The following is a 21,334-nucleotide window of genomic DNA, read 5'->3' as shown; positions in this document are numbered from 1 at the left end:
CAGGCGGAAACAGCAATGAACGGAACAATCACAACGTGGTTTAAAGATAAAGGCTTTGGATTTATCAAAGATGAAAACGGCGACAACCGCTATTTTCATGTGATTAAGGTTGCTAATCCTGAGCTGATCAAGAAAGACGCGGCGGTGACCTTTGAGCCTACCACCAACAACAAAGGCTTATCTGCCTACGCGGTAAAAGTCATACCCGACAGCAAATACATCTATATCGCGGGCGAGCGTCTGAAGCTCACGGCGATCAAGTCTTACCTGGTCTACAGCGAAGAAGTCCCTGCTGAGACTCGTATCGACAAAGAAAATGCGGTGCTGTCCGTTGGTGTGCTGATGAACAGCATCCGACCGAAATCAGACGTGAAGCCTGGTGAAATGCGCACGCTGAAAAAGCTGGCCATCACCACCTTCCAGGGCACGACGCTGATCTTCTCGGAAGATGAAATCGACATCGACGAGACGGTGAAACTGCTTAAGGTCTGAAGCCCTTCAGAGTGAATGAAAACCGAAATCCTGCTCTTTTCAGAAGCGGGATTTCGGTTTTTTTATGCGTATTTTTGTCAGAAGGGAATATCCATTTGAGCCAAATAGCAAATTCCATTCTGTTTTTTTATTTTGACGAGGCACCTGGAATTACCACGTCATCCATCAGTATGTAACGTGCTTCCTGGCGCGTGTATTGATCGATTAACGGCACAAGTCGCCGGAAATGCTCACTGGCACAATGTTCATCGAGAGCCGCGTGGTTTGGCCATTCTTCGATAAAAATAAAATGCCCCGGATCTTTTTCATCAATATAGAGGTCATAAGCAATGCATTGCGGTTCTTTCTTCGTCGCCGATATTAGCTCACGGTACCAAGGGAGAACGGTTTCAATATACTCAGGTTTGATGAAATCTTCGGCAATGACCTTTAACATGCAGCCTCCCGGCAGAAAACGAATGCACACTATGTGATGAAGATATATCTAGGGCAAGACGCCACAGTGTTATATCGGTCGGTGAGTGAGTTATCTCAGCTATTAATCCGATGATCCGCTTAACTGTGATCCATCTCACCTCCCGGCAACCAAAATCTCCTGCGACTCAACGCCGTCCTCTATCTGTTTCGCCACCTTTTGTAAGGCCGGAAGATGTTTTTCCGCGGCCTGTTCGATGGTCATGGCGCTGGCCATATACACCAGATTCAGGCAGCCGATCACCCGCTGTTCACTGCGAATGGGGACGGCGATGGAGGCGATTTTCTCCTCCTGATCCCAACCGCGAAAGTTCTGGCCAAAACCGTCTTTTCGCGCACGGCTCAAAATGGCGTCGAGCTTCAGCGGTTCGCGCGCCAACTGGAACTCATCTCCCGGTCGTGAAGCCAGCATTTCAATCAGTTCCTGACGTTCATTCTCCGGGCTAAATGCCAGCCAGGTCAGGCCGGATGCGGTTTTCAGCAGCGGCAAACGACGCCCGACCATCGCCCGATGAAACGACAGGCGGCTGAAGCGATGGGTGGTTTCACGCACCACCATCGCGTCCACATCCAGCGTGGAAACGTCGGTCGGCCAGATGACCTCGCGCAGCAAATCTCCCAACAGCGGGGCGGCGAGCGCAGAAATCCACTGCTCGTCACGAAATCCCTCACTGAGCTGACGGACCTTAATGGTTAAGCGAAAGCTGTCATCGGACAGACTGCGCCGGACGTAACCCTCATCCTGCAGGGTTTCCAGTAGTCGCCTGACCGTGGTGCGGTGCAGGCCGCTCAGCTCTGCCAGCAGGCCAACGCTGGCCCCGCCGTCGAGACGATTTAACATATTTAATAACATTAGTCCGCGCGTTAACCCGCGCACGGTTTTGTATTCGGTACTGTCGTCACTTTTCATATTTATTGACAAATCTACAGTTAAAACAACGTGGTGCACTTGGTGCACATCCAGGCATGTTTTGATTGTAGCGCAAAAACTCACTTCTATACTGACCGCACAATAAAAAATTATTCACATTCTTTTAACAAAAAAAACAATTGCGCCTCACCAGGGTCTGCAATTGCATTTTGTCCGAGTAGTGAGGTTCTGAAATGACAACAATAAATCCAGATATCCAACCCGCTGTGCAGCACACCGTGCAGGTAGCGATTGCCGGAGCCGGTCCGGTAGGGCTGATGATAGCGAACTATCTTGGCCTGATGGGCATTGAGGTGCTGGTGGTGGAGAAGCTCGATACCCTTATCGACTATCCTCGCGCCATCGGCATTGACGATGAAGCGCTGCGCACCATGCAGTCCGTCGGTCTGGTCGAAAATGTTCTGCCGCACACCACGCCGTGGCATGCGATGCGCTTTCTCACCCCGAAAGGGCGCTGTTTTGCTGATATCCAGCCGATGACCGACGAATTTGGCTGGTCGCGCCGCAACGCGTTTATTCAGCCGCAGGTGGACGCGGTGATGCTGGAAGGGCTGTCGCGTTTTCCCAACGTGCGCTGCCTGTTCTCCCGCGAACTGGAAGCTTTCAGCCAGCAAAATGGTGAAGTGACGTTGAACCTGAAAGCGCCGGATGGCCAGCGTGAAACGGTGAAAGCTCAGTGGCTGGTGGCCTGCGACGGTGGGGCCAGCAACGTCAGACGTTCGCTGAATGTGCCATTTGAAGGCAAAACCGCGCCGAATCAGTGGATTGTGGTGGATATCGCTAACGATCCGCTCAGCACGCCGCATGTGTATCTGTGCTGCGATCCGGTGCGCCCGTATGTCTCCGCCGCGCTGCCGCACGCGGTGCGCCGCTTTGAATTTATGGTAATGCCAGGGGAAACCGAAGCGCAGCTCAGCGAACCGCAGAATATGCGCCAGCTTTTGAGCAAAGTGCTGCCGAACCCGGACAACGTCGAGCTGATCCGCCAGCGCGTATATACCCATAACGCACGTCTGGCCGAACGTTTTCGCATTGATCGCGTGCTGCTGGCGGGCGATGCGGCGCACATTATGCCGGTCTGGCAGGGGCAGGGGTACAACAGTGGCATGCGCGATGCCTTCAATCTGGCGTGGAAACTGGCGCTGGTGATTGAGGGTAAAGCCGGTGATGCGCTTTTGGATACCTACCAGCAGGAACGCCGCGACCACGCCAAAGCGATGATCGATCTCTCGGTGACCGCAGGCAACGTACTTGCGCCGCCGAAACGCTGGCACGGCGCGGTGCGCGACGGGGTTTCCTGGCTGCTGAACTACATTCCGCCGGTCAAACGCTACCTCCTTGAAATGCGCTTTAAGCCGATGCCGCAGTACCACGCCGGGGCGCTGGTGCGTGAAGGCGACGCGAAAACCTCTCCCGTTGGCAAGATGTTTATCCAGCCGAAGGTAACGCTGGAATCAGGTGAAGTGACGCTGCTCGACAACGTCATCGGACCGAATTTCGCGGTGATCGGTTGGGGCTGTAACCCGCTGTGGGGCATGAGCGAGGCGCAGATCCAACAGTGGCAGGCGTTGGGGACGCAGTTTATACAGGTGGTGCCGGATACACAGATACAAACCGATCAGGATAACCACGACGGCGTTACCCGCATTGGCGATACGCAAAACCGCCTGCGCGCGTGGTTTGCCCAGCACAACGCCGCGCTGGTGGTGATACGCCCGGACCGCTTTGTGGCCGCCATCGCCATTCCGCAAACCCTGGGTAGTACCCTGAATAAACTGGCGTCGGTGATGACGCTCACCCGCGTTAATGCCCACATTCCCGCTGAAAAGGTGGCCTGATATGCACGCTTATCTTCACTGTCTTTCCCACTCGCCGCTGGTGGGTTACGTCGACCCGGCGCAGGCCGTGCTCGACGAGGTTAACGGTGTGATCGCCAGCGCCCGGGCACGTATTGCGGCGTTCGACCCTGAACTGGTGGTGCTGTTTGCCCCCGATCACTACAACGGATTTTTCTACGACGTGATGCCGCCGTTCTGTTTAGGCGTAGGCGCTACGGCGATCGGCGATTTCGGTAGCGCGGCGGGGGAACTGCCGGTGCCGACAGAGCTCGCTGAAGCCTGCGCCCACGCGGTAATGAAAAGCGGCATCGATCTCGCCGTGTCCTACAACATGCAGGTCGATCACGGCTTCGCGCAGCCGCTGGAGTTTTTGCTCGGCGGTCTGGATAACGTGCCGGTGCTGCCGGTGTTTATTAACGGCGTCGCCACGCCGCTGCCGGGCTTTCTGCGTACCCGCATGCTCGGTGAAGCGATTGGCCGATTCGCCAGCTCGCTGAATCAGCGTGTGCTGTTTTTAGGCTCCGGCGGCCTGTCGCATCAGCCGCCGGTCCCGGAGCTGGCGAAGGCCGATGCCCATATGCGCGACCGCCTGCTCGGCAGCGGCAAACAACTGCCTGAAAACGAGCGCGAGCTGCGCCAGCAGCGGGTGATCAGCGCTGCTGAGAAGTTTGTGGCCGATCAAAACACGCTGCATCCGCTTAACCCTGTCTGGGATAACCGCTTTATGACGCTGCTTGAACAGGGACGTTTGCAGGAGCTGGACGCGGTCAGTAACGAAGAACTGTCCGCGATGGCGGGCAAATCAACGCACGAAGTTAAAACCTGGGTTGCTGCCTTCGCCGCTATTTCTGCCTTTGGCAACTGGCGCAGCGAAGGCCGTTATTACCGCCCGATCCCAGAGTGGATCGCTGGATTCGGCTCCCTGAGCGCCACCACACAGAACTGAAACAGAACTGAATATGCAGGAGAACATCATGACTTACCAACCGCAAACCGAAGCCGCAACCAGTCGTTTTCTGCAGGTGCAGGAAGCAGGCGAAACGCTGCGCGTGCATTTCAATGACTGTGGGCAGGGCGAAGAGACCGTCGTGCTGTTGCATGGATCTGGTCCGGGTGCGACGGGTTGGGCGAACTTCAGCCGCAATATCGATCCTCTGGTGGAGGCTGGATACCGGGTGATCCTGCTGGATTGTCCTGGCTGGGGCAAAAGCGATGGCATCGTTAACCGCGGTTCGCGATCCGATCTTAATGCTCGCATCCTGAAAAGCGTGGTCGATCAGTTGGATATTCAGAAAATCCATCTGTTGGGCAACTCGATGGGGGGCCACAGTGCCGTGGCGTTCACCCTGAGCTGGCCGGAGCGTGTGGGCAAGCTGGTGCTGATGGGCGGCGGGACGGGGGGTATGAGCCTGTTTACCCCGATGCCGACCGAAGGCATCAAGCGCCTGAATCAGCTGTACCGCGAACCGACCATCGAGAACCTGAAGCTGATGATGGAGATCTTTGTCTTCGACACCAGCGACCTGACCGAGGCGCTGTTTGAGGCGCGTCTGAATAACATGCTGTCGCGTCGCGATCACCTGGAAAACTTTGTCCACAGCCTTGAAGCCAACCCGAAACAGTTTCCGGATTTCAGCCCGCGCCTGGGGGAAATCAAAGCCCGGACCCTGATTGTCTGGGGACGCAACGACCGCTTCGTGCCGATGGACGCCGGCCTGCGCCTGCTCTCCGGGATTGCCGGGTCTGAGCTGCACATCTACCGCGACTGCGGGCACTGGGCACAGTGGGAACATGCGGATGCTTTTAACCAGCTGGTGCTGAACTTCCTCGCACGCCCTTAAGGAACGGACATGACGAATCTTAATCTTGAGCAGTTAGCCGCCGATTTACGTCAGGCTGAGGAAAAAGGGGACGCTATCGCCCCGTTGCGTGAACTGATCGGCGTGGATAACGCCGAAGCGGCCTACGCCATTCAGCGTATCAATGTGCAGTATGACGTGGCGCGAGGGCGTCGCGTCGTCGGGCGCAAAGTGGGGCTGACGCACCCGAAAGTGCAACAGCAGTTGGGCGTCGATCAGCCGGACTTCGGCACGCTGTTCGCCGACATGTGCTACGGCGACAACGACACCATTGCGTTTGCCCGCGTGCTACAACCGCGTATTGAAGCGGAGATTGCGCTGGTGCTGAACCGCGATCTGCCCAATGCCGATACCACCTTTGACGAGCTGTACAACGCCATCGAGTGGGTGCTACCCGCGCTGGAAGTGGTCGGCAGCCGTATTCGCGACTGGTCGATCAAGTTTGTTGATACCGTGGCGGATAACGCCTCCTGTGGCGTGTATGTGGTCGGCGGCCCGGCACAACGTCCGGCAGGATTAGATCTGAAAAACTGCGCGATGAAAATGACGCGCAATAACGAAGAGGTTTCCAGCGGGCGCGGTAGCGAATGTCTGGGACATCCAATCAACGCCGCCGTGTGGCTGGCGCGCAAAATGGCCAGCCTCGGCGAGCCGCTGCGTGCCGGGGACATTATTCTCACCGGGGCGTTAGGCCCGATGGTGGCGGTGAATGCGGGCGATCGTTTTGAAGCCCATATCGACGGTATTGGTTCAGTTGCCGCCACCTTTTCAGCGGCGGTTACAAAAGGAAGTCAGTCATGAGTAAGCGTAAAGTCGCCATTATCGGCTCTGGCAACATCGGCACCGATTTGATGATTAAAATTCTGCGTCACGGCGTACGTCTGGAGATGGCGGTGATGGTGGGGATTGATCCGCAATCCGACGGTCTGGCACGCGCCCGGCGTATGGGCGTTGCCACCACCCATGAAGGGGTGACGGGGCTTCTTGCGATGCCAGAATTCGCTGACATCGACATCGTGTTTGATGCCACCAGCGCGGGCGCGCACGTGAAAAATGACGCCGCGCTGCGCGCCGTAAAACCGGGGATCCGTCTGATCGACCTGACGCCCGCAGCGATCGGCCCGTACTGCGTCCCGGTGGTGAATCTGGAGGCCAACGTTAACCAGCAGAACGTCAATATGGTGACCTGCGGCGGGCAGGCGACCATCCCGATGGTGGCGGCGGTTTCTCGCGTGGCAAAAGTCCATTACGCCGAAATTATCGCCTCGATCGCCAGTAAATCTGCGGGACCGGGCACCCGCGCCAATATCGACGAGTTTACCGAAACCACCTCGAAGGCGATTGAAGTGGTGGGGGGCGCGGCTAAAGGCAAAGCCATTATCGTACTTAACCCGGCTGAGCCGCCGCTGATGATGCGCGACACGGTGTATGTGTTGAGCGAAGCGGCCTCCCAGCTTGAAGTTGAAGCGTCGATTAATGACATGGCGGCGGCGGTGCAGGCGTATGTGCCGGGCTATCGCCTGAAACAGCGCGTCCAGTTTGAAGTCATCCCGCAGGATAAACCGGTGAATCTGCCGGGTATTGGTCAGTTTTCCGGGCTGAAAACCGCGGTGTATCTGGAAGTGGAAGGTGCGGCGCACTATTTACCCGCCTACGCGGGCAACCTCGACATTATGACTTCCAGCGCGCTGGCGACCGCTGAGCAGATGGCGCAGTCACTCACCCGTCAGGCAGGAGAAGCAGCATGAACGGTAAAAAACTCTATATCTCTGACGTGACCCTGCGCGACGGTATGCATGCGATTCGTCACCAGTATTCGCTGGAAAACGTGCGCCAGATTGCCAAAGCGCTGGACGACGCGCGGGTTGATTCTATTGAGGTGGCCCACGGCGACGGTTTACAAGGTTCCAGCTTTAACTACGGCTTTGGCGCGCACAGCGATCTCGAGTGGATTGAAGCGGCAGCAGACGTGGTCAAACACGCAAAGATCGCCACGCTGTTGCTGCCGGGCATCGGCACTCTTCATGACCTGAAAAACGCGTATCAGGCCGGCGCGCGAGTGGTGCGCGTGGCGACCCACTGCACCGAAGCGGACGTGTCGGCCCAGCATATTCAGTACGCGCGTGAGCTTGGCATGGATACCGTCGGCTTTCTGATGATGAGCCATATGATCACGCCGGAGAATCTGGCGCAGCAGGCGAAGCTGATGGAAAACTACGGCGCGACTTGTATCTACGTGGTCGATTCCGGCGGGGCGATGAATATGAGCGATATTCGCGCCCGCTTCCGCGCCCTGAAAGCGGTGCTGAAGCCAGAGACAGAAACCGGAATGCATGCGCATCACAACCTGAGTCTCGGCGTGGCGAACTCGATAGCTGCGGTGGAAGAGGGCTGCGACCGTATCGACGCCAGCCTGGCGGGTATGGGCGCTGGCGCGGGCAACGCGCCGCTGGAAGTGTTTATCGCCGCTGCGGATAAGCTCGGCTGGCAGCACGGCACCGATCTGTATGCGCTGATGGACGCCGCCGACGATCTGGTGCGTCCATTGCAGGACCGTCCGGTGCGGGTGGATCGCGAAACGCTGGCACTGGGCTATGCCGGGGTGTACTCCAGCTTCTTGCGTCACTGCGAAGTGGCGGCGGCGCGTTATGGCCTGAGCGCGGTCGATATTCTGGTTGAACTGGGCAAACGCCGAATGGTGGGCGGCCAGGAAGATATGATCGTCGACGTGGCGCTGGATCTGCGCAATAGCAAATAAAAATGATTACGCGGCTGGCAACGTATCAGCCGCGACTCACCTGCATCGTGACCTCAGAGGTACATCTTATGACTACCCGTACCCCCACATCTTACCGCCTGACGTTAACCGTCGGGCTTTGCTTTTTAGTTGCCCTGATGGAAGGGCTGGATCTACAGGCTGCCGGGATCGCTGCCGTCGGTATCGCCCAGGCGTTTGCGCTGGATAAAATGCAGATGGGCTGGATCTTCAGTGCGGGCATTCTCGGGCTGCTGCCCGGCGCGCTGGTGGGCGGCATGCTGGCCGATCGCTATGGCCGCAAGCGTATTCTTATTGCCTCCGTGGCGCTGTTCGGCCTGTTCTCGCTGGCGACGGCGATTTCCTGGGATTTCTCGTCGCTGGTGTTTGCCCGTCTGATGACCGGCGTCGGGTTGGGCGCGGCGTTGCCGAATCTGATCGCGCTGACCTCCGAAGCGGCGGGCCCGCGTTTTCGCGGTACGGCGGTGAGCCTGATGTACTGCGGCGTGCCGATTGGTGCGGCGTTAGCGGCGGCGCTCGGGTTTAGCGGTCTGGCCGCCGCCTGGCAAACGGTGTTCTGGGTTGGCGGAGTGATCCCGCTGCTGCTGGTGCCGTTGTTGATACGCTGGCTGCCAGAATCACAGGTTTATGCCCAGCAAACGCAGGTGGCCGCCGCGCCGTTGCGCGCCCTGTTCGCACCTGCTACCGCGACAGCCACGCTGCTGCTGTGGTTGTGCTATTTCTTCACCCTGCTGGTGGTGTATATGCTGATCAACTGGCTGCCGATGCTGCTGGTGGAGCAGGGCTTTCAGCCCTCGCAGGCGGCTGGCGTGATGTTTGCTCTGCAAATCGGCGCAGCCAGCGGCACGTTAATTCTCGGGGCGTTAATGGACAAACTGCGCCCGGTGGTCATGTCGCTTCTGATCTACACCGGGATGTTGGCTTCGCTGCTGGCGCTGGGGACGGTGTCGTCATTGAGCGGTATGCTGATGGCTGGATTTGTGGCGGGGATGTTTGCCACTGGAGGACAAAGCGTGCTGTATGCGCTGGCTCCGCTGTTTTACAGCACGCAGATCCGCGCGACAGGCGTGGGTACCGCCGTCGCCGTTGGGCGTCTGGGGGCGATGAGCGGCCCGCTGCTGGCAGGAAAAATGTTAGCGCTCGGCACAGGAACGGTAGGCGTGATGGCGGCTTCTGCGCCGGGCATTTTACTGGCAGGGCTGGCGGTATTTTTCCTGATGAGCCGTAAATCGCAGATGCCGATCCCGACCAGTGGCTCATAAGCAATCGTTCGGTTGTATGAGTGGGGAGATACGGTTCCCACTTCCGGGTGAACGCCAGCCGGCGATGACGTTGCCAGAGTTTATGTAAAGCCTGGCAACGGAGGCGTTATGAGCTGGCGGCCCTTTTTATATTTGATAATTAACCCCCACCCGGTATTAAGCGCCCGGCGCGGTCATCTGCGTCTGGTGCAGGGTTGATTTTGCATTGTGTTAACAAACGCGGTATAACACACCTTCTTTGGATGTTTAGATGTCCATACGTTTGGAAGGTTATATGCAAACAACACAACAAAATGCGCCACTGAAGCGCACGATGAAAACGCGTCACCTGATTATGCTCTCCTTAGGCGGCGTGATTGGCACAGGGTTATTCTTCAATACCGGCTACATCATCTCCACTACCGGGGCCGCGGGAACGCTGCTGGCCTATCTGATTGGCGCTCTGGTGGTCTGGCTGGTTATGCAGTGTCTGGGCGAGCTGTCGGTCGCGATGCCGGAGACCGGGGCGTTTCACGTCTATGCCGCGCGCTATCTCGGCCCGGCGACGGGGTATACCGTGGCCTGGCTCTACTGGCTGACCTGGACCGTGGCGCTTGGTTCGAGTTTTACCGCTGCCGGATTCTGTATGCAGTACTGGTTTCCGTTGGTGCCAGTATGGGTCTGGTGCGTGGTGTTCTGTGTGATTATTTTTGGCCTGAACGTTATCTCCACGCGCTTTTTTGCCGAAGGGGAGTTCTGGTTCTCGTTGGTGAAAGTGGTCACTATCATCGCCTTTATTATCCTCGGCGGGGCGGCGATTTTTGGCTTTATCCCGATGCAGGATGACTCGCCCGCGCCGGGGCTAAGTAATATCACAGCGGAAGGTTGGTTCCCGCATGGTGGCTTACCGATCCTGATGACTATGGTGGCGGTGAACTTTGCTTTTTCGGGAACTGAGCTTATCGGTATTGCCGCCGGTGAAACGGAAAATCCGCGCAAGGTGATCCCGGTGGCGATTCGTACCACCATCGCGCGACTGATTATTTTCTTTATCGGCACCGTGTTTGTGCTGGCGGCGCTGATCCCGATGCAGCAGGCGGGCGTGGAGAAAAGCCCGTTTGTGCTGGTGTTTGAGAAGGTAGGGATTTCGTACGCCGCCGATATTTTTAACTTCGTGATCCTGACAGCCATTCTTTCTGCGGCGAACTCCGGGCTGTATGCCTCCGGGCGCATGCTCTGGTCGCTGTCAAATGAACGTACGCTGCCAGCCTGTTTTGGGCGAGTAACGAAAAACGGCGTGCCGCTGACGGCGCTGTCGGTCAGTATGCTCGGCGGCGTACTGGCGCTGTTTTCCAGCGTGGTGGCCCCGGACACGGTATTTGTCGCGCTGTCGGCAATCTCCGGGTTTGCGGTGGTGGCGGTGTGGCTGAGCATCTGCGCCTCGCACTTTGTTTTTCGCCGCCGTCATCTGCAACAGGGTAAGGCATTGAGTGCATTACATTATCGTGCGCCGTGGTATCCGCTGGTGCCGGTATTAGGATTTGTGTTGTGCCTGGTGGCCTGTGTGGGGCTGGCATTCGATCCAGCGCAGAGAATTGCGTTGTGGTGCGGGTTACCGTTTGTTGCGTTGTGCTATGGTGCATATTTCCTTACTCAACCCCGTAACGCAAAACAGGAGCCAGAACATGTCGCAGAATAATCCGTTACGCGCTCTCCTTGAGAAACAGGATGTCCTGTTACTGGATGGCGCGATGGCGACGGAACTGGAAGCGCGAGGGTGTAACTTAGCCGACAGCCTGTGGTCAGCCAAAGTGCTGGTAGAAAACCCGGAGCTTATCCGCGAAGTGCATCTTGATTATTACCGGGCGGGGGCGCAATGCGCGATCACCGCCAGCTATCAGGCGACACCGGCGGGCTTTGCCGCGCGTGGCATGGATGAAGCGCAGTCGAAAGCGCTGATTGGCAAAAGCGTGGAGCTGGCGCGTAAAGCGCGTGAAGCGTATCTGGCAGAGAACCCGCAAGCGGGTACGCTGTTGGTGGCGGGGTCTGTCGGACCTTACGGCGCGTATCTGGCGGACGGCTCTGAATACCGTGGCGATTACCAGCGCAGCGCCGAGGCGTTCCAGGCGTTTCATCGCCCGCGTGTGGAAGCATTGCTGGATGCCGGGGCCGATCTGCTGGCCTGCGAAACCCTGCCGAATTTTGTCGAGATTGGCGCACTGGCTGAGCTGTTGACCGCGTACCCGCGTGCACGAGCCTGGTTCTCATTTACTCTGCGTGACAGCGAGCACCTGAGCGACGGTACGCCGCTGCGTGACGTGGTCGCGTTGCTGGCGGATTATCCGCAGGTGGTGGCGTTAGGCATTAACTGCATTGCGCTGGAAAACACCACCGCTGCGTTGCAGCATTTACACGGCTTAACGGCGCTGCCGCTGGTGGTGTATCCGAATTCCGGCGAGCAGTACGATGCCGCGAGCAAAACCTGGCATCATCACGGTGAGTCTTGTGCGCAACTGGCGGATTATCTGCCACAGTGGCAGGCCGCTGGCGCACGATTGATTGGCGGGTGCTGTCGCACCACGCCCGCGGATATTGCCGCGTTAAAAGTTCAAGTTCAGGCCCGATAAGACGTAAGCCGCCATCGGGCATTTTTGCCGGATGGCGATACGGTATGAACCGGAAACATGGGTAACACTTTATGCCGCATCCGCCAGCACAAACATGCCGTACGGATGGATTTCGAGATAATACTGCTCGCCGACGTCCGGCTGCAGACGCGTAGCGTTGACCTGCAATAAAATCTCCTGTCCGTGCCACTCCACCGTGACCTCATATTGGGGTCCCATATACGCGACATGGCGGATCACGCAGCGCTGGCTCTCTTCGCCGCGGTCGCTGAGCGTGATCGCTTCCGGGCGCACGCCTACCATGCCCTCGCCTTGATCGCTAAAGTGCAGTGGGCGCGGCAGATGATAGCCGTAGATATCAACGTATCTGTCGCTGAAGGTGGCCGGGAACAGGTTAGAATCGCCCATAAAGCTCGCCATAAAGCGGGAGGCGGGCTGGCGATAGAGATCCTGCGGCGAGCCGATCTGCATGATGTGTCCCTTGTTCATCACCAGTACGGTATCGGAAACCGCAAAGGCTTCGCTTTGATCGTGGGTGACGTACAGCGAGGTGATATCAAACTGCTTTTGCAGCTCGCGGATCTTGTCGCGCATGCTGCGACGCAGGTTGGCGTCCAGGTTACTTAACGGCTCATCAAACAGCAGCACTTTCGGTTTGAGGATCAACGCACGGGCCAGCGCCACGCGCTGCTGCTGACCGCCGGAGATCTGATCGACAAAGCGGTCTTCAAATCCTTCCAGATCCACCATCGCCAGCGCCTCTTTGACGCGGGTTTTCACCTCCGCGCGCGACACGCCGAGCATCTTCAGGCCATAACCGACGTTCTCCCCTAACGACATATGCGGGAACAGGGCATATGACTGAAACACCATACAGATATCGCGCTGCTGAATAGAACGATGGGTAACGTCTTCGCCATCAATGAAAATTTGTCCTTCGCTCGGTTTTTCCAGCCCGGCAACCAGACGCAAGATGGTGGTTTTACCGCAGCCGGACGGGCCGAGCAGCGTTACCATTTGCCCCTGCGGAATGGTGAGATTGATATTGTCGATAACCGTGTTGCTGCCAAATCGTTTAGTGACGTTGCGCAGTTCAACGAAATTTTTCTGAGTCATAGTGCGCTCCATTACGCCTGGTTTTTGGCTTTTGAACGGGAGGTACGTGATTCGCCGATCAGCCAGTCAAAGATGAAAATAATCGCCAGCATCACCACGATTAAAATGGAACCGTAGGCAATCGCCACGCCGTATTCGCCGTCTTCTACGCGGTTCAGGATGTAGGCCGTGGCCACGCGGGTATCCGGCGTGACGAGGAACACAATGGCGCTGACGGTGGTAATGGCGCGCACAAAGCTGTAGATCAGCGCTGAGAGGATCGCCGGGCGCAGCAGCGGCAACAGGATGTGCGTAATAGTGCGCAGGGAACCGGCGCGCAGACTGAGCGAGGCTTCATCCAGCGATTTATCGATTTGGCCTAAGCCCGCAATGCCCGCCCGGATACCGACCGGGACATTACGCATTACCATTGAGATAATCACGATGGCGGCGGTGCCGGTGAGGTATACCGGGGCGCTGTTAAAGGCCAGAATGTACGATACGCCCGCTACGGTGCCCGGAACGGCAAAGCACAGCATAGTGGTGAACTCGATGGTCTTTTTGCCTTTAAACTGCTGACGCACCACAACCCATGCGATCAGCAGGCCGAAGATGGCGGTGATCGGCGCGGCAATCCCGGCGTAGAGCAGGGTGTCGAGCAGTGAAGGCCACGCGCCGTCGCTCATTCCCTGACCGAACAGTTTGGTAAAGTTCGCCAGCGTCAGGGTGTAGTCCACGCCCCAGTTTACGGTGAAACTGCCGTAGAAAATGCTGCCATAGAGCAGGGCGTTAAAGGCAATCCACACCGCCAGCAGCGCGACCACGCTCCATACCAGCGTTACCGGCAGCGGCTGCACGTCGCCCCGATAGGATTTACCGGAAACGGTGACGTACGAGCGTTTACCAATCCACATGTACTGCACGCAGAACACCAGCAGCGAGAACAGCAACAGGAAGGCACCCAGCGTACTGGCGGCCTGGTAGTCGAGCTGGGAACCGGTGATGTAGAAGTAGATTTGCGTTGCCAGCACGTCGAAGTTACCGCCAAGCACCAGCGGGTTACTGAAGTCGGCCAGCGACTGCACCACCACAATTAAAAAGGCGTTTGCCAGTGCCGGTTTTAGCAGCGGGACAAACACGCCGTTAAAGGTTTGCCAGCGGCTGGCGCGCAGGGTGTATGACGCCTCCTCCAGCGACGGATGAATGGTTTTGATCGCCCCGTCGAGGATCATAAACGCCATCGGAGTGAAGGCCAGCACCTGCGCCAGCCAGATGCCGGTAAAACCGTACAGCCAGTTGGTGTTGGTCAAACCAAACCATTCGACCATAAATTCGGTGATGTAACCGGAGCGTCCCATCATCAGCGTTACGCCTAAACCCACAACAAACGGCGGGGTGACGATCGGCAGAATCGAGAAAATTCGTCCGATAATGGCGCTGCGTTTCGCAATACGGGTGGTGTAGATAGCCAGCACCAGGCCAAAGAAGGTACAGCCGACGCCGACGGCAATCGACAGCATAATCGAGTTGAGGATCACCTGAATGATATGCGCCTGCGACAGCACATTCATAAACGCCAGCGGAGCAAATTCTCCGGCGTCGTTGGTGAACATCGGAATGAAAATAGCGATACTTGGCCAGACGATAAAAATACCGATCAGCGCGACAATCGCGGTGAGCGAGCCGATGACGAAACGGTCGCCACCCAGCCATTCCAGACGGGTGAGCGCCAGGGTCATGATCGCGCCAAGTGACACAAACAGCACGATGGTGGCATAGCCTAAGCCGCGTCCCTCAATAGTCGCGCTGGCGACGATAAACGCCATACAGAAAAACGCCCAGCCCGCGTCAAAATAATGGCGGCTGCGCTGTTCGCGTCTGGCTTCATGGAACGGGCGCACCAGCAGCAGGCTTGGCAGCAGATACCAGAGCCAACTGATATTGAACTGTGACCAGCCGTAGGCGGCGAGAATTTCTTCGCGCGTCGACTCCAGCAGACCGTAGTCCAGGCTCCAGCTCGGCAGCAGGGCAAACGCCAGCCAGCCGAGTAAAATCCAAAGAAATATCGCATCCCGTTTTTTCACGGGATGGAGTGCAAGTGTGTGTGACATAGCGGTTCCGGTATTTCAGGCCGGATATGGCGTTAAGGCCTTATCCGGCAAATGAACGCAAATCTGGGGTTATTTACCCATCTTCACTTCGCTGACCCACTTATTGATCAGGGCTTTACGCACGTCGGTCGAGCCGTACTTATCCATGTCGTAATTGATAAGCTTCAGGTCGTCGAGCTTCAGCGAGTTAGGGGACGTCTCGGCGGTGGTGTTGGTCAGGATCTGATAGGATTTACCTTTCTTCCACGCCAGCTCCTGCGCGTCTTTCGACAGTACCCAGTCAACGAACAGTTTGGCGTTATCGAGGTTACGCGCGCCTTTCAGGATGCTGACACCGCCGATTTCATAACCGGTACCTTCGCACGGTGAGACAAGTTCCAGCGGTGCGCCCTGTTCTTTTTCCAGCGAGTAGTCGTGCAAGAAACCGATGCCGATAGCCGTTTCGCCACGGGCGGCGTTACGCGCCGGGGCAATGCCGGATTTGGTGTACTGGGAGACGTTGGCGTTGAGCTGTTTCAGGTAGTCAAAGGCCTGATCTTCCCCCCACAGTTGGGCAAAGGTCGCCAGTGCGGTATAGGCGGTACCGGAGCTTTGCGGATCAGCAATCTGGATTTCGCCTTTGTATTCCGGTTTGGTCAGATCCTTCCAGCATTTTGGCACCGGTAGGTTTTTCTCTTTCAGGCGCTGGGTATTGACGCCAAAGCCCAGAATACCGACATAAACCGCCGAGGAGAGGTTGCCTTTCACTTTTGCCGGATCGCGAAACTTCTCCATGATTTGTTCGAGGTTTGGTGATTTATACGGCTGCAGCAGCCCCATTTCACCGGCCTGGGACTGTGGATCCAGCGTACCACCGTACCAGACATCCGCTTGCGGGTTTTTCTTCTCGGCATCCACTTTCGCCAGCGTACTGCCTGAGCCGTTGCGAATGAATGAAGTCTTCACATCATATTTTTCACCGAAGGCTTTGGTTTCGGTTTCGCACATTTCGTTGGTGGCGCTGCAATACACCACCAGACGACCCTGCGCCTGAGCTACACTGCTGAAGGCTGCCAGCGTCAGAGCGGAGGCAATTAGGGTAGAGGTAAGCGTCAGTTTCATTGTTTTATCCTTTGACTGAGAGAAGGGGGAATGCCCGCAATGAGCAATGGCATCAGCAATAAACCCATAAAGACAGCGGCAACCGAGAGCAAACTGAACATTCCCGACCAGCCGTAGTGTTCTATGACCAGCGACAGCGGCCAACCCGCCAGCGCGGCCCCCAGATAGGCGAACAGCCCGAGAAAACCAGTAATTGAACCTGCCGCCGCTTTATGTCCGCATTCCACGGCCGCGAGGCCAATTAGCATCTGTGGGCCAAACACAAAAAAGCCCACGGTAAAGAAACACACTGCCAGTAGCGCGTAGTGGTGCACCGGCGCCAGCCACAGCGCGGCGACGGAGACCATCAGCCCCAGTGTGAACAGCAAAATCATTGGCGCACGCTGACCGCTGAACAGCAGATCCGAACCCCATCCGGCAAACAGCGCCCCCAGCAAGCCGCCGACTTCAAACAGCATTACCGTGGCATTGGCGCTGAGCAGGTTCACACCGTGGCTTTCCGTCAGCCAGATGTTGCCCCAGTCGTTGAGCGCAATGCGGATCAAATAGACCAACACATATGACACGCCGAGTAGCCAGATCATCGGATTCTTCAGCATGGTGGTGCGTAACATTTGCCACAGCCCCATCGGCGGGCTTTGCTGCTCCTGACGCAACTCCAGCGGGTCTTGCCGCCATTCCCCAACCGTGGGTAAGCCTTCTTCCCGGGGCGTGCCTTTCAGTTGCAGGGTGAGCCAGACGCCTAACGCCATGCTGATTATTCCCGGCGCCAGCATGGCTGCCTGCCAGCCCCACCAGTGGGCGGCAAAGGCGCTAATCAGCGGAATGATGGCCCCACCGATGTTGATCGACATATTCCAGCAGCCCCACCAGAAGCCGCGTTCGTTGCGCGAGTACCAGTGGGTCAATAGTCGGGCGCAGGGTGGCCAGCCCCAGCCCTGAAAAAATCCGTTCAGCGTCCAGACCACCAGGAGCAGCGTCAGCGATTCACCAAAGGCGAACAGCACGTTTAAAACGCCGGTGGCAAACAGGCCAATGCCCATAAACGCGCGCTGTCCGTGGCTGTCGTGCCATAGCCCGGCGGTGAATTTCGACAGGCCATAGGTCAGATAAAACAGCGATCCCAGCAGGCCGATATCGCCTTTATCCAGACCCAGATCCGTTTGCAGCGCCGGGAGGACGTAGTTAACGCTTTTGCGCGTCAGATAAAACGCGGCGTACCCAATCACCATACACATCAGCAGCCGGGGGCGTAGCGCCCGGTATTGTTGGTCTGTCTCGCGTGATGCACGTGCATGCATGGCAGCCTCCGTTTGTGCTGACTATAGGAAAGTGAAAGCAAAATGGGATGAGATAAAGTCCGCAGTGACTAAGACTTTTTCCTGGTTAACGGCTGATTTGTTGCAAATTTGTGGGCAGGTTAACAATTACCCGCGTGCCGTTGTTCGATTCGAGCGTCAGTTCGCCGCCAAGGGCGCTAACCCGTTCACGCATCCCCTGGATACCGAACCCGGGGATTTTCTCCGCGAGAATACCTACGCCGTTGTCAGCGACGTGCAGAAACACGCGGTGTTCCTGCTGGCGCAGCGTAATCGACACTTCGCTGGCGTCGGCATGTTTACAGACGTTATTGAGCAACTCCTGCAGCAGGCGATACAGTGTGAAACGCACCGTTTCATTTTCTGGCGTATTTTCAAGCTGATAGTCAAACCAACAGCGAATGCCGCGTTCGGCAAAGGCAAATTCATTCACCAGATGATGCAGTGCATCTTTAAAGGCCAGTTCATCGAGCGCGGGCGGCCGCAGCTGGCGCAACAGTTGGCGGGTGGAGTGGTGAATGCGCCGGGCAAGGTCGTTGATCTGATTTGCCGCTTCAAGCGTTTGCTCGCGACCCGGCGCGCGCTTGACCAGTTGCGACTGAATTTGAATGGCGGTGATGTTCTGACCAATTTCGTCGTGTAGCTCCCGCGCCAGGCTTTTGCGCGTATTTTCCTCGGTGCGGATCAGTTGTTCGGTCAGCGCGCGTCGCGCTGCCAGTTCGGCTTCCAGACGCTGGCGATAATGGTGCAGGTTTTGCGCCAGATGCTGCTGGCGGCTGATAGCGATCCCCAGCCCTATGCCCAGCAGCGCCTGGGTGGCGAGGAAAATCTCCAGCTCCAGTAAATTGCTGAACCCGACGCCGATTTGCCGGGCGATGGTGATCATCATGCTGCCGAGCAGTCCGGACAACACGCCGCCCTGCCAGCCAAATTTCCACGCCATCACCACGTTTGGTAAGAACACTACGATTAGCAGTAGGCGCTCGATCTCCGGTGACAGCACCATCTGGGTACCTATGCCAATAATGAAAAACAGACTGCACCAGATGATAAGCGAGGTACGCAGGGGGGGATTGGTGGTATCCAGTCCGAGCAAATGATAGCGGTGCTGCTGGCGCAGAAATTCATAGATCAGATAGACAAACGGCGTCAGCAGCACGCCGCCGGTAAACGACGCCAGGCCAATTAACGTTGCCGGGCTTTGGATAAACGGTGAAAGCAGGAGGGTATTGAGCAATGACGTGATCGTCACCGCGGCCAACAGCAGCGTTAAGCGCTGCCAGTAAAGGGGGAAGCGGTGCCAGTATGACTGGCCGATACTCGCCGGTATCAGGCTAATCAACGGCGCAACTAGCAGGATATAGCCATTCACTAATTGCTCGCTGTGCAGCCAGAACAGCATCAGCACCGGCGGCAGTACCAGCGCGGGCCAGTAACGGCGAGAAAGCAGGATTAGCAGGGCGAGATAGACGCCGTGCGGCAGGAATAGCGCTGCCTGCTGGCCGTTGTGGGTCAGGTAAAACCCCAGCGTCCACAGCATCAGCCAGCCCGATCCCCAGGCCAGCAGAATAAACAGAGAAATAACCCCATGACGAAGGCTGCGTGACATTAATGCCCCGTCAGCAACTGGTGGTCGAGTGCAAAATGCACCAGATCGATGGTGCTGTGGCATTGCAGTTTGCCCAGCACGTTCGCACGATGAACGTGCACCGTTTTATGGCTGAGGTCGAGCTTGAAGGCGATCTCTTTTACGCTGTCGCCTTTGACCAGCAGATCAAACACTTCGCGCTCGCGCGGGGTCAATACCTCCAGTACCTGCGCGGGCTGTTCGCCGCCGCGTAGCGCCCGCAGCGCGTCGGCGCACAGGTAATGCCCGCCCATACCAACCGATCGTACCGCCTGCACCAGTTCCTCTGGCCCGCAGCGTTTGGTCAGATAACCGCTGGCACCGGCATCCAGTGCGCTTTGCACAAACGTGGGTGAGTCATAGATGCTGAGAATAATGGCGCGAAAACCGGGCTTCTGCGCCCGCAGTCGTTTTAACAGGCTCAGGCCATTTTCATCCGGCATGGCGATATCCATCACCGCAACGTTGACGTCATCATGCAGTAATGCAGGCCACGCCTGTGCCGCGCTGCTGTACTGGCCAGCAACGTTGAGATCGTCTTCGAGACTGAGTAATTGCGCAAAGCCGGAACGCACCACCACATGGTCATCCACCAGCACAACATGAATCATGATCTTGCTCTCTTGCCTGACAATGGCATCTATGATGCCTGCCAGCGCCGCGCTGGCAATCCCCGTGGCGCGGATATGTAACGAATGTAACAAAATCGCAATAATTTGCCGGCCTGCAATCAAATGCATTTCCGGGCTAAGCATTGCCGCTTTTTTTCTAAAAACAGATCGCTATTAGCCAGAATTTTTAATTCCTTTATCAAATTGTGCCGCAACGAAATACTGCCCCCATAACAAGACAGGGGAGCAGACAATCATGGCTATTTCATCGCGTAACGCACTACTTGCCGCACTGGCATTCATCGCATTTCAGGCACAGGCGGTGAACGTCACCGTTGCTTATCAGACCTCCGCTGAACCCGCCAAAGTGGCGCAGGCGGATAACACCTTTGCTAAAGAGAGCGGGGCTACCGTTGACTGGCGCAAATTCGACAGCGGTGCGAGCATCGTCCGTGCGCTGGCATCCGGTGATGTGCAGATCGGTAATCTTGGCTCCAGCCCGCTGGCGGTCGCTGCCAGCCAGCAGGTGCCTATTGAGGTTTTCCTGCTGGCGTCAAAACTCGGCAATTCTGAAGCGCTGGTGGTGAAGAAAAACATCAGTAAACCGCAAGATTTGATTGGTAAGCGCATTGCCGTGCCGTTTATTTCCACTACCCATTACAGCCTGCTGGCGGCGTTGAAACACTGGGGTATCAAAGCAGGGCAGGTGGAGATTGTGAACCTGCAGCCACCCGCGATTATTGCCGCCTGGCAGCGCGGAGATATTGATGGTGCTTATGTCTGGGCGCCTGCGGTAAACGCGCTGGAAAAAGATGGCAAGGTATTAACCGACTCATCGCAGGTTGGCGAGTGGGGCGCACCGACGCTGGACGTGTGGGTGGTGCGCAAAGATTTTGCCGAGAAGCATCCTGAGGTGGTGAAAGCCTTTGCCAAAAGCGCCATCGACGCCCAGCAGCCTTATATCGCTAATCCCGATGAATGGCTGAAACAGCCGGAGAATATCAGCAAACTGTCGCGTTTGAGTGGCGTACCGGAGGCGGATGTGCCGGGCCTGGTGAAAGGTAACACCTATTTGACGGCACAACAGCAAACCGCTGAGCTAACCGGCCCGGTGAATAAAGCAATTATCGACACCGCGCAGTTCCTCAAAGAGCAGGGCAAAGTCCCCGCCGTCGCGACGGATTACAGCCAGTATGTGACCGATCGCTTCGTGCAATAAATAAGGAGGCGCT

19 protein-coding genes are annotated in these 21,334 nt (G+C 57.0%); 11 read left to right on the top strand and 8 right to left on the bottom strand.

The window, feature by feature from the left end:
• Nucleotides 1-15: 15 nt before the first annotated feature.
• Nucleotides 16-492 carry a cold-shock protein gene (locus HV345_RS18080; RefSeq protein ID WP_016151966.1) on the top strand — a complete coding sequence of 159 codons (477 nt, stop codon included), beginning with the start codon at nucleotides 16-18 and terminating at the stop codon, nucleotides 490-492.
• Nucleotides 493-619: 127 nt separating this feature from the next.
• Here HV345_RS18080 and HV345_RS18075 read toward each other — a convergent pair whose 3' ends face one another.
• Both HV345_RS18075 and HV345_RS18070 read right to left on the bottom strand, forming a co-directional pair.
• Nucleotides 620-928, bottom strand: coding sequence for a putative quinol monooxygenase (locus tag HV345_RS18075; protein WP_046275619.1), 309 nt, complete (start codon nucleotides 926-928; stop codon nucleotides 620-622).
• 135 nt (nucleotides 929-1,063) lie between these two features.
• Nucleotides 1,064-1,876, bottom strand: coding sequence for a DNA-binding transcriptional regulator (locus tag HV345_RS18070; RefSeq protein WP_080860313.1), 813 nt, complete (start codon nucleotides 1,874-1,876; stop codon nucleotides 1,064-1,066).
• A 194-nt stretch (nucleotides 1,877-2,070) separates the two neighbouring features.
• Between HV345_RS18070 and HV345_RS18065 the strand changes: the two genes are divergently transcribed.
• From HV345_RS18065 to mmuM, 9 genes are all read left to right on the top strand, one after another.
• Nucleotides 2,071-3,735, top strand: coding sequence for a bifunctional 3-(3-hydroxy-phenyl)propionate/3-hydroxycinnamic acid hydroxylase (locus HV345_RS18065; protein ID WP_181635893.1), 1,665 nt, complete (start codon nucleotides 2,071-2,073; stop codon nucleotides 3,733-3,735).
• A gap of 1 nt (nucleotide 3,736) precedes the next feature.
• Nucleotides 3,737-4,681 carry a 2,3-dihydroxyphenylpropionate/2,3-dihydroxicinnamic acid 1,2-dioxygenase gene (gene mhpB, locus HV345_RS18060; RefSeq protein WP_181635892.1) on the top strand — a complete coding sequence of 315 codons (945 nt, stop codon included), beginning with the start codon at nucleotides 3,737-3,739 and terminating at the stop codon, nucleotides 4,679-4,681.
• Nucleotides 4,682-4,709: 28 nt separating this feature from the next.
• A complete protein-coding gene (gene mhpC, locus HV345_RS18055; protein WP_019076124.1) occupies nucleotides 4,710-5,576 on the top strand; it encodes a 2-hydroxy-6-oxonona-2,4-dienedioate hydrolase in 867 nt (288 codons plus the stop codon).
• A gap of 9 nt (nucleotides 5,577-5,585) precedes the next feature.
• The gene (mhpD, locus tag HV345_RS18050; RefSeq protein ID WP_016151974.1) at nucleotides 5,586-6,395 is read left to right on the top strand and encodes a 2-keto-4-pentenoate hydratase; all 810 of its coding nucleotides are present in this window, start codon (nucleotides 5,586-5,588) and stop codon (nucleotides 6,393-6,395) included.
• The gene (gene mhpF, locus HV345_RS18045) at nucleotides 6,392-7,342 is read left to right on the top strand and encodes an acetaldehyde dehydrogenase (protein WP_046275615.1); all 951 of its coding nucleotides are present in this window, start codon (nucleotides 6,392-6,394) and stop codon (nucleotides 7,340-7,342) included. Before mhpD ends, mhpF begins: the two co-directional genes overlap by 4 nt.
• Nucleotides 7,339-8,352: a 4-hydroxy-2-oxovalerate aldolase gene (gene mhpE / locus HV345_RS18040; protein WP_047416960.1), complete on the top strand. Its 1,014-nt coding sequence runs from the start codon at nucleotides 7,339-7,341 to the stop codon at nucleotides 8,350-8,352. Before mhpF ends, mhpE begins: the two co-directional genes overlap by 4 nt.
• Nucleotides 8,353-8,420: 68 nt before the next feature.
• On the top strand, nucleotides 8,421-9,632 hold the full coding sequence (gene mhpT, locus HV345_RS18035) for a 3-(3-hydroxy-phenyl)propionate transporter MhpT (RefSeq protein ID WP_047418400.1): 1,212 nt from the start codon (nucleotides 8,421-8,423) through the stop codon (nucleotides 9,630-9,632).
• 274 nt (nucleotides 9,633-9,906) lie between these two features.
• Nucleotides 9,907-11,310 (top strand): S-methylmethionine permease, encoded by a 1,404-nt coding sequence (gene mmuP, locus HV345_RS18030; protein WP_181635891.1) that lies wholly within the window; start codon nucleotides 9,907-9,909, stop codon nucleotides 11,308-11,310.
• Nucleotides 11,297-12,238 carry a homocysteine S-methyltransferase gene (mmuM, locus tag HV345_RS18025; RefSeq protein WP_181635890.1) on the top strand — a complete coding sequence of 314 codons (942 nt, stop codon included), beginning with the start codon at nucleotides 11,297-11,299 and terminating at the stop codon, nucleotides 12,236-12,238. Before mmuP ends, mmuM begins: the two co-directional genes overlap by 14 nt.
• Before the next feature lie 69 nt (nucleotides 12,239-12,307).
• Here mmuM and fbpC read toward each other — a convergent pair whose 3' ends face one another.
• The 6 genes from fbpC to HV345_RS17995 all read right to left on the bottom strand — a co-directional run bounded on the left by fbpC (nucleotide 12,308) and on the right by HV345_RS17995 (nucleotide 20,102).
• Nucleotides 12,308-13,354 carry a ferric ABC transporter ATP-binding protein gene (gene fbpC, locus HV345_RS18020; protein ID WP_016151981.1) on the bottom strand — a complete coding sequence of 349 codons (1,047 nt, stop codon included), beginning with the start codon at nucleotides 13,352-13,354 and terminating at the stop codon, nucleotides 12,308-12,310.
• A gap of 11 nt (nucleotides 13,355-13,365) precedes the next feature.
• A complete protein-coding gene (locus HV345_RS18015) occupies nucleotides 13,366-15,444 on the bottom strand; it encodes an iron ABC transporter permease (protein ID WP_181635889.1) in 2,079 nt (692 codons plus the stop codon).
• Nucleotides 15,445-15,513: 69 nt separating this feature from the next.
• A complete protein-coding gene (locus HV345_RS18010) occupies nucleotides 15,514-16,545 on the bottom strand; it encodes an ABC transporter substrate-binding protein (protein WP_049042253.1) in 1,032 nt (343 codons plus the stop codon).
• Nucleotides 16,542-17,846, bottom strand: coding sequence for an MFS transporter family glucose-6-phosphate receptor UhpC (gene uhpC, locus HV345_RS18005; protein WP_049042254.1), 1,305 nt, complete (start codon nucleotides 17,844-17,846; stop codon nucleotides 16,542-16,544). Before uhpC ends, HV345_RS18010 begins: the two co-directional genes overlap by 4 nt.
• Before the next feature lie 85 nt (nucleotides 17,847-17,931).
• Nucleotides 17,932-19,473, bottom strand: coding sequence for an MASE1 domain-containing protein (locus HV345_RS18000; protein WP_053389831.1), 1,542 nt, complete (start codon nucleotides 19,471-19,473; stop codon nucleotides 17,932-17,934).
• A complete protein-coding gene (locus HV345_RS17995) occupies nucleotides 19,473-20,102 on the bottom strand; it encodes a response regulator transcription factor (RefSeq protein ID WP_029139427.1) in 630 nt (209 codons plus the stop codon). The genes HV345_RS18000 and HV345_RS17995 overlap by 1 nt, the downstream gene beginning before the upstream one ends.
• Nucleotides 20,103-20,358: 256 nt before the next feature.
• Here HV345_RS17995 and tauA point away from each other — a divergent pair, with 256 nt between their 5' ends.
• Entirely contained in the window at nucleotides 20,359-21,321 is a 963-nt protein-coding gene (gene tauA, locus HV345_RS17990; RefSeq protein WP_049042255.1) for a taurine ABC transporter substrate-binding protein, read from the top strand.
• Nucleotides 21,322-21,334 lie beyond the last annotated feature (13 nt).

Source organism: Citrobacter sp. RHBSTW-00986 (assembly GCF_013783065.1).
Classification (GTDB): domain Bacteria; phylum Pseudomonadota; class Gammaproteobacteria; order Enterobacterales; family Enterobacteriaceae; genus Citrobacter; species Citrobacter braakii.
This window is presented reverse-complemented; position numbering and strand designations above follow the sequence as displayed.

Coding starts and splice junctions, on each gene's coding strand:
- HV345_RS18080 (WP_016151966.1), top strand. CDS start 16: ATGAACGGAACAATCACAACGTGGTTTAAAGATAAAGGCTTTGGATTT.
- HV345_RS18075 (WP_046275619.1), bottom strand. CDS start 928: ATGTTAAAGGTCATTGCCGAAGATTTCATCAAACCTGAGTATATTGAA.
- HV345_RS18070 (WP_080860313.1), bottom strand. CDS start 1,876: ATGAAAAGTGACGACAGTACCGAATACAAAACCGTGCGCGGGTTAACG.
- HV345_RS18065 (WP_181635893.1), top strand. CDS start 2,071: ATGACAACAATAAATCCAGATATCCAACCCGCTGTGCAGCACACCGTG.
- mhpB (WP_181635892.1), top strand. CDS start 3,737: ATGCACGCTTATCTTCACTGTCTTTCCCACTCGCCGCTGGTGGGTTAC.
- mhpC (WP_019076124.1), top strand. CDS start 4,710: ATGACTTACCAACCGCAAACCGAAGCCGCAACCAGTCGTTTTCTGCAG.
- mhpD (WP_016151974.1), top strand. CDS start 5,586: ATGACGAATCTTAATCTTGAGCAGTTAGCCGCCGATTTACGTCAGGCT.
- mhpF (WP_046275615.1), top strand. CDS start 6,392: ATGAGTAAGCGTAAAGTCGCCATTATCGGCTCTGGCAACATCGGCACC.
- mhpE (WP_047416960.1), top strand. CDS start 7,339: ATGAACGGTAAAAAACTCTATATCTCTGACGTGACCCTGCGCGACGGT.
- mhpT (WP_047418400.1), top strand. CDS start 8,421: ATGACTACCCGTACCCCCACATCTTACCGCCTGACGTTAACCGTCGGG.
- mmuP (WP_181635891.1), top strand. CDS start 9,907: ATGCAAACAACACAACAAAATGCGCCACTGAAGCGCACGATGAAAACG.
- mmuM (WP_181635890.1), top strand. CDS start 11,297: ATGTCGCAGAATAATCCGTTACGCGCTCTCCTTGAGAAACAGGATGTC.
- fbpC (WP_016151981.1), bottom strand. CDS start 13,354: ATGACTCAGAAAAATTTCGTTGAACTGCGCAACGTCACTAAACGATTT.
- HV345_RS18015 (WP_181635889.1), bottom strand. CDS start 15,444: ATGTCACACACACTTGCACTCCATCCCGTGAAAAAACGGGATGCGATA.
- HV345_RS18010 (WP_049042253.1), bottom strand. CDS start 16,545: ATGAAACTGACGCTTACCTCTACCCTAATTGCCTCCGCTCTGACGCTG.
- uhpC (WP_049042254.1), bottom strand. CDS start 17,846: ATGCATGCACGTGCATCACGCGAGACAGACCAACAATACCGGGCGCTA.
- HV345_RS18000 (WP_053389831.1), bottom strand. CDS start 19,473: ATGTCACGCAGCCTTCGTCATGGGGTTATTTCTCTGTTTATTCTGCTG.
- HV345_RS17995 (WP_029139427.1), bottom strand. CDS start 20,102: ATGATTCATGTTGTGCTGGTGGATGACCATGTGGTGGTGCGTTCCGGC.
- tauA (WP_049042255.1), top strand. CDS start 20,359: ATGGCTATTTCATCGCGTAACGCACTACTTGCCGCACTGGCATTCATC.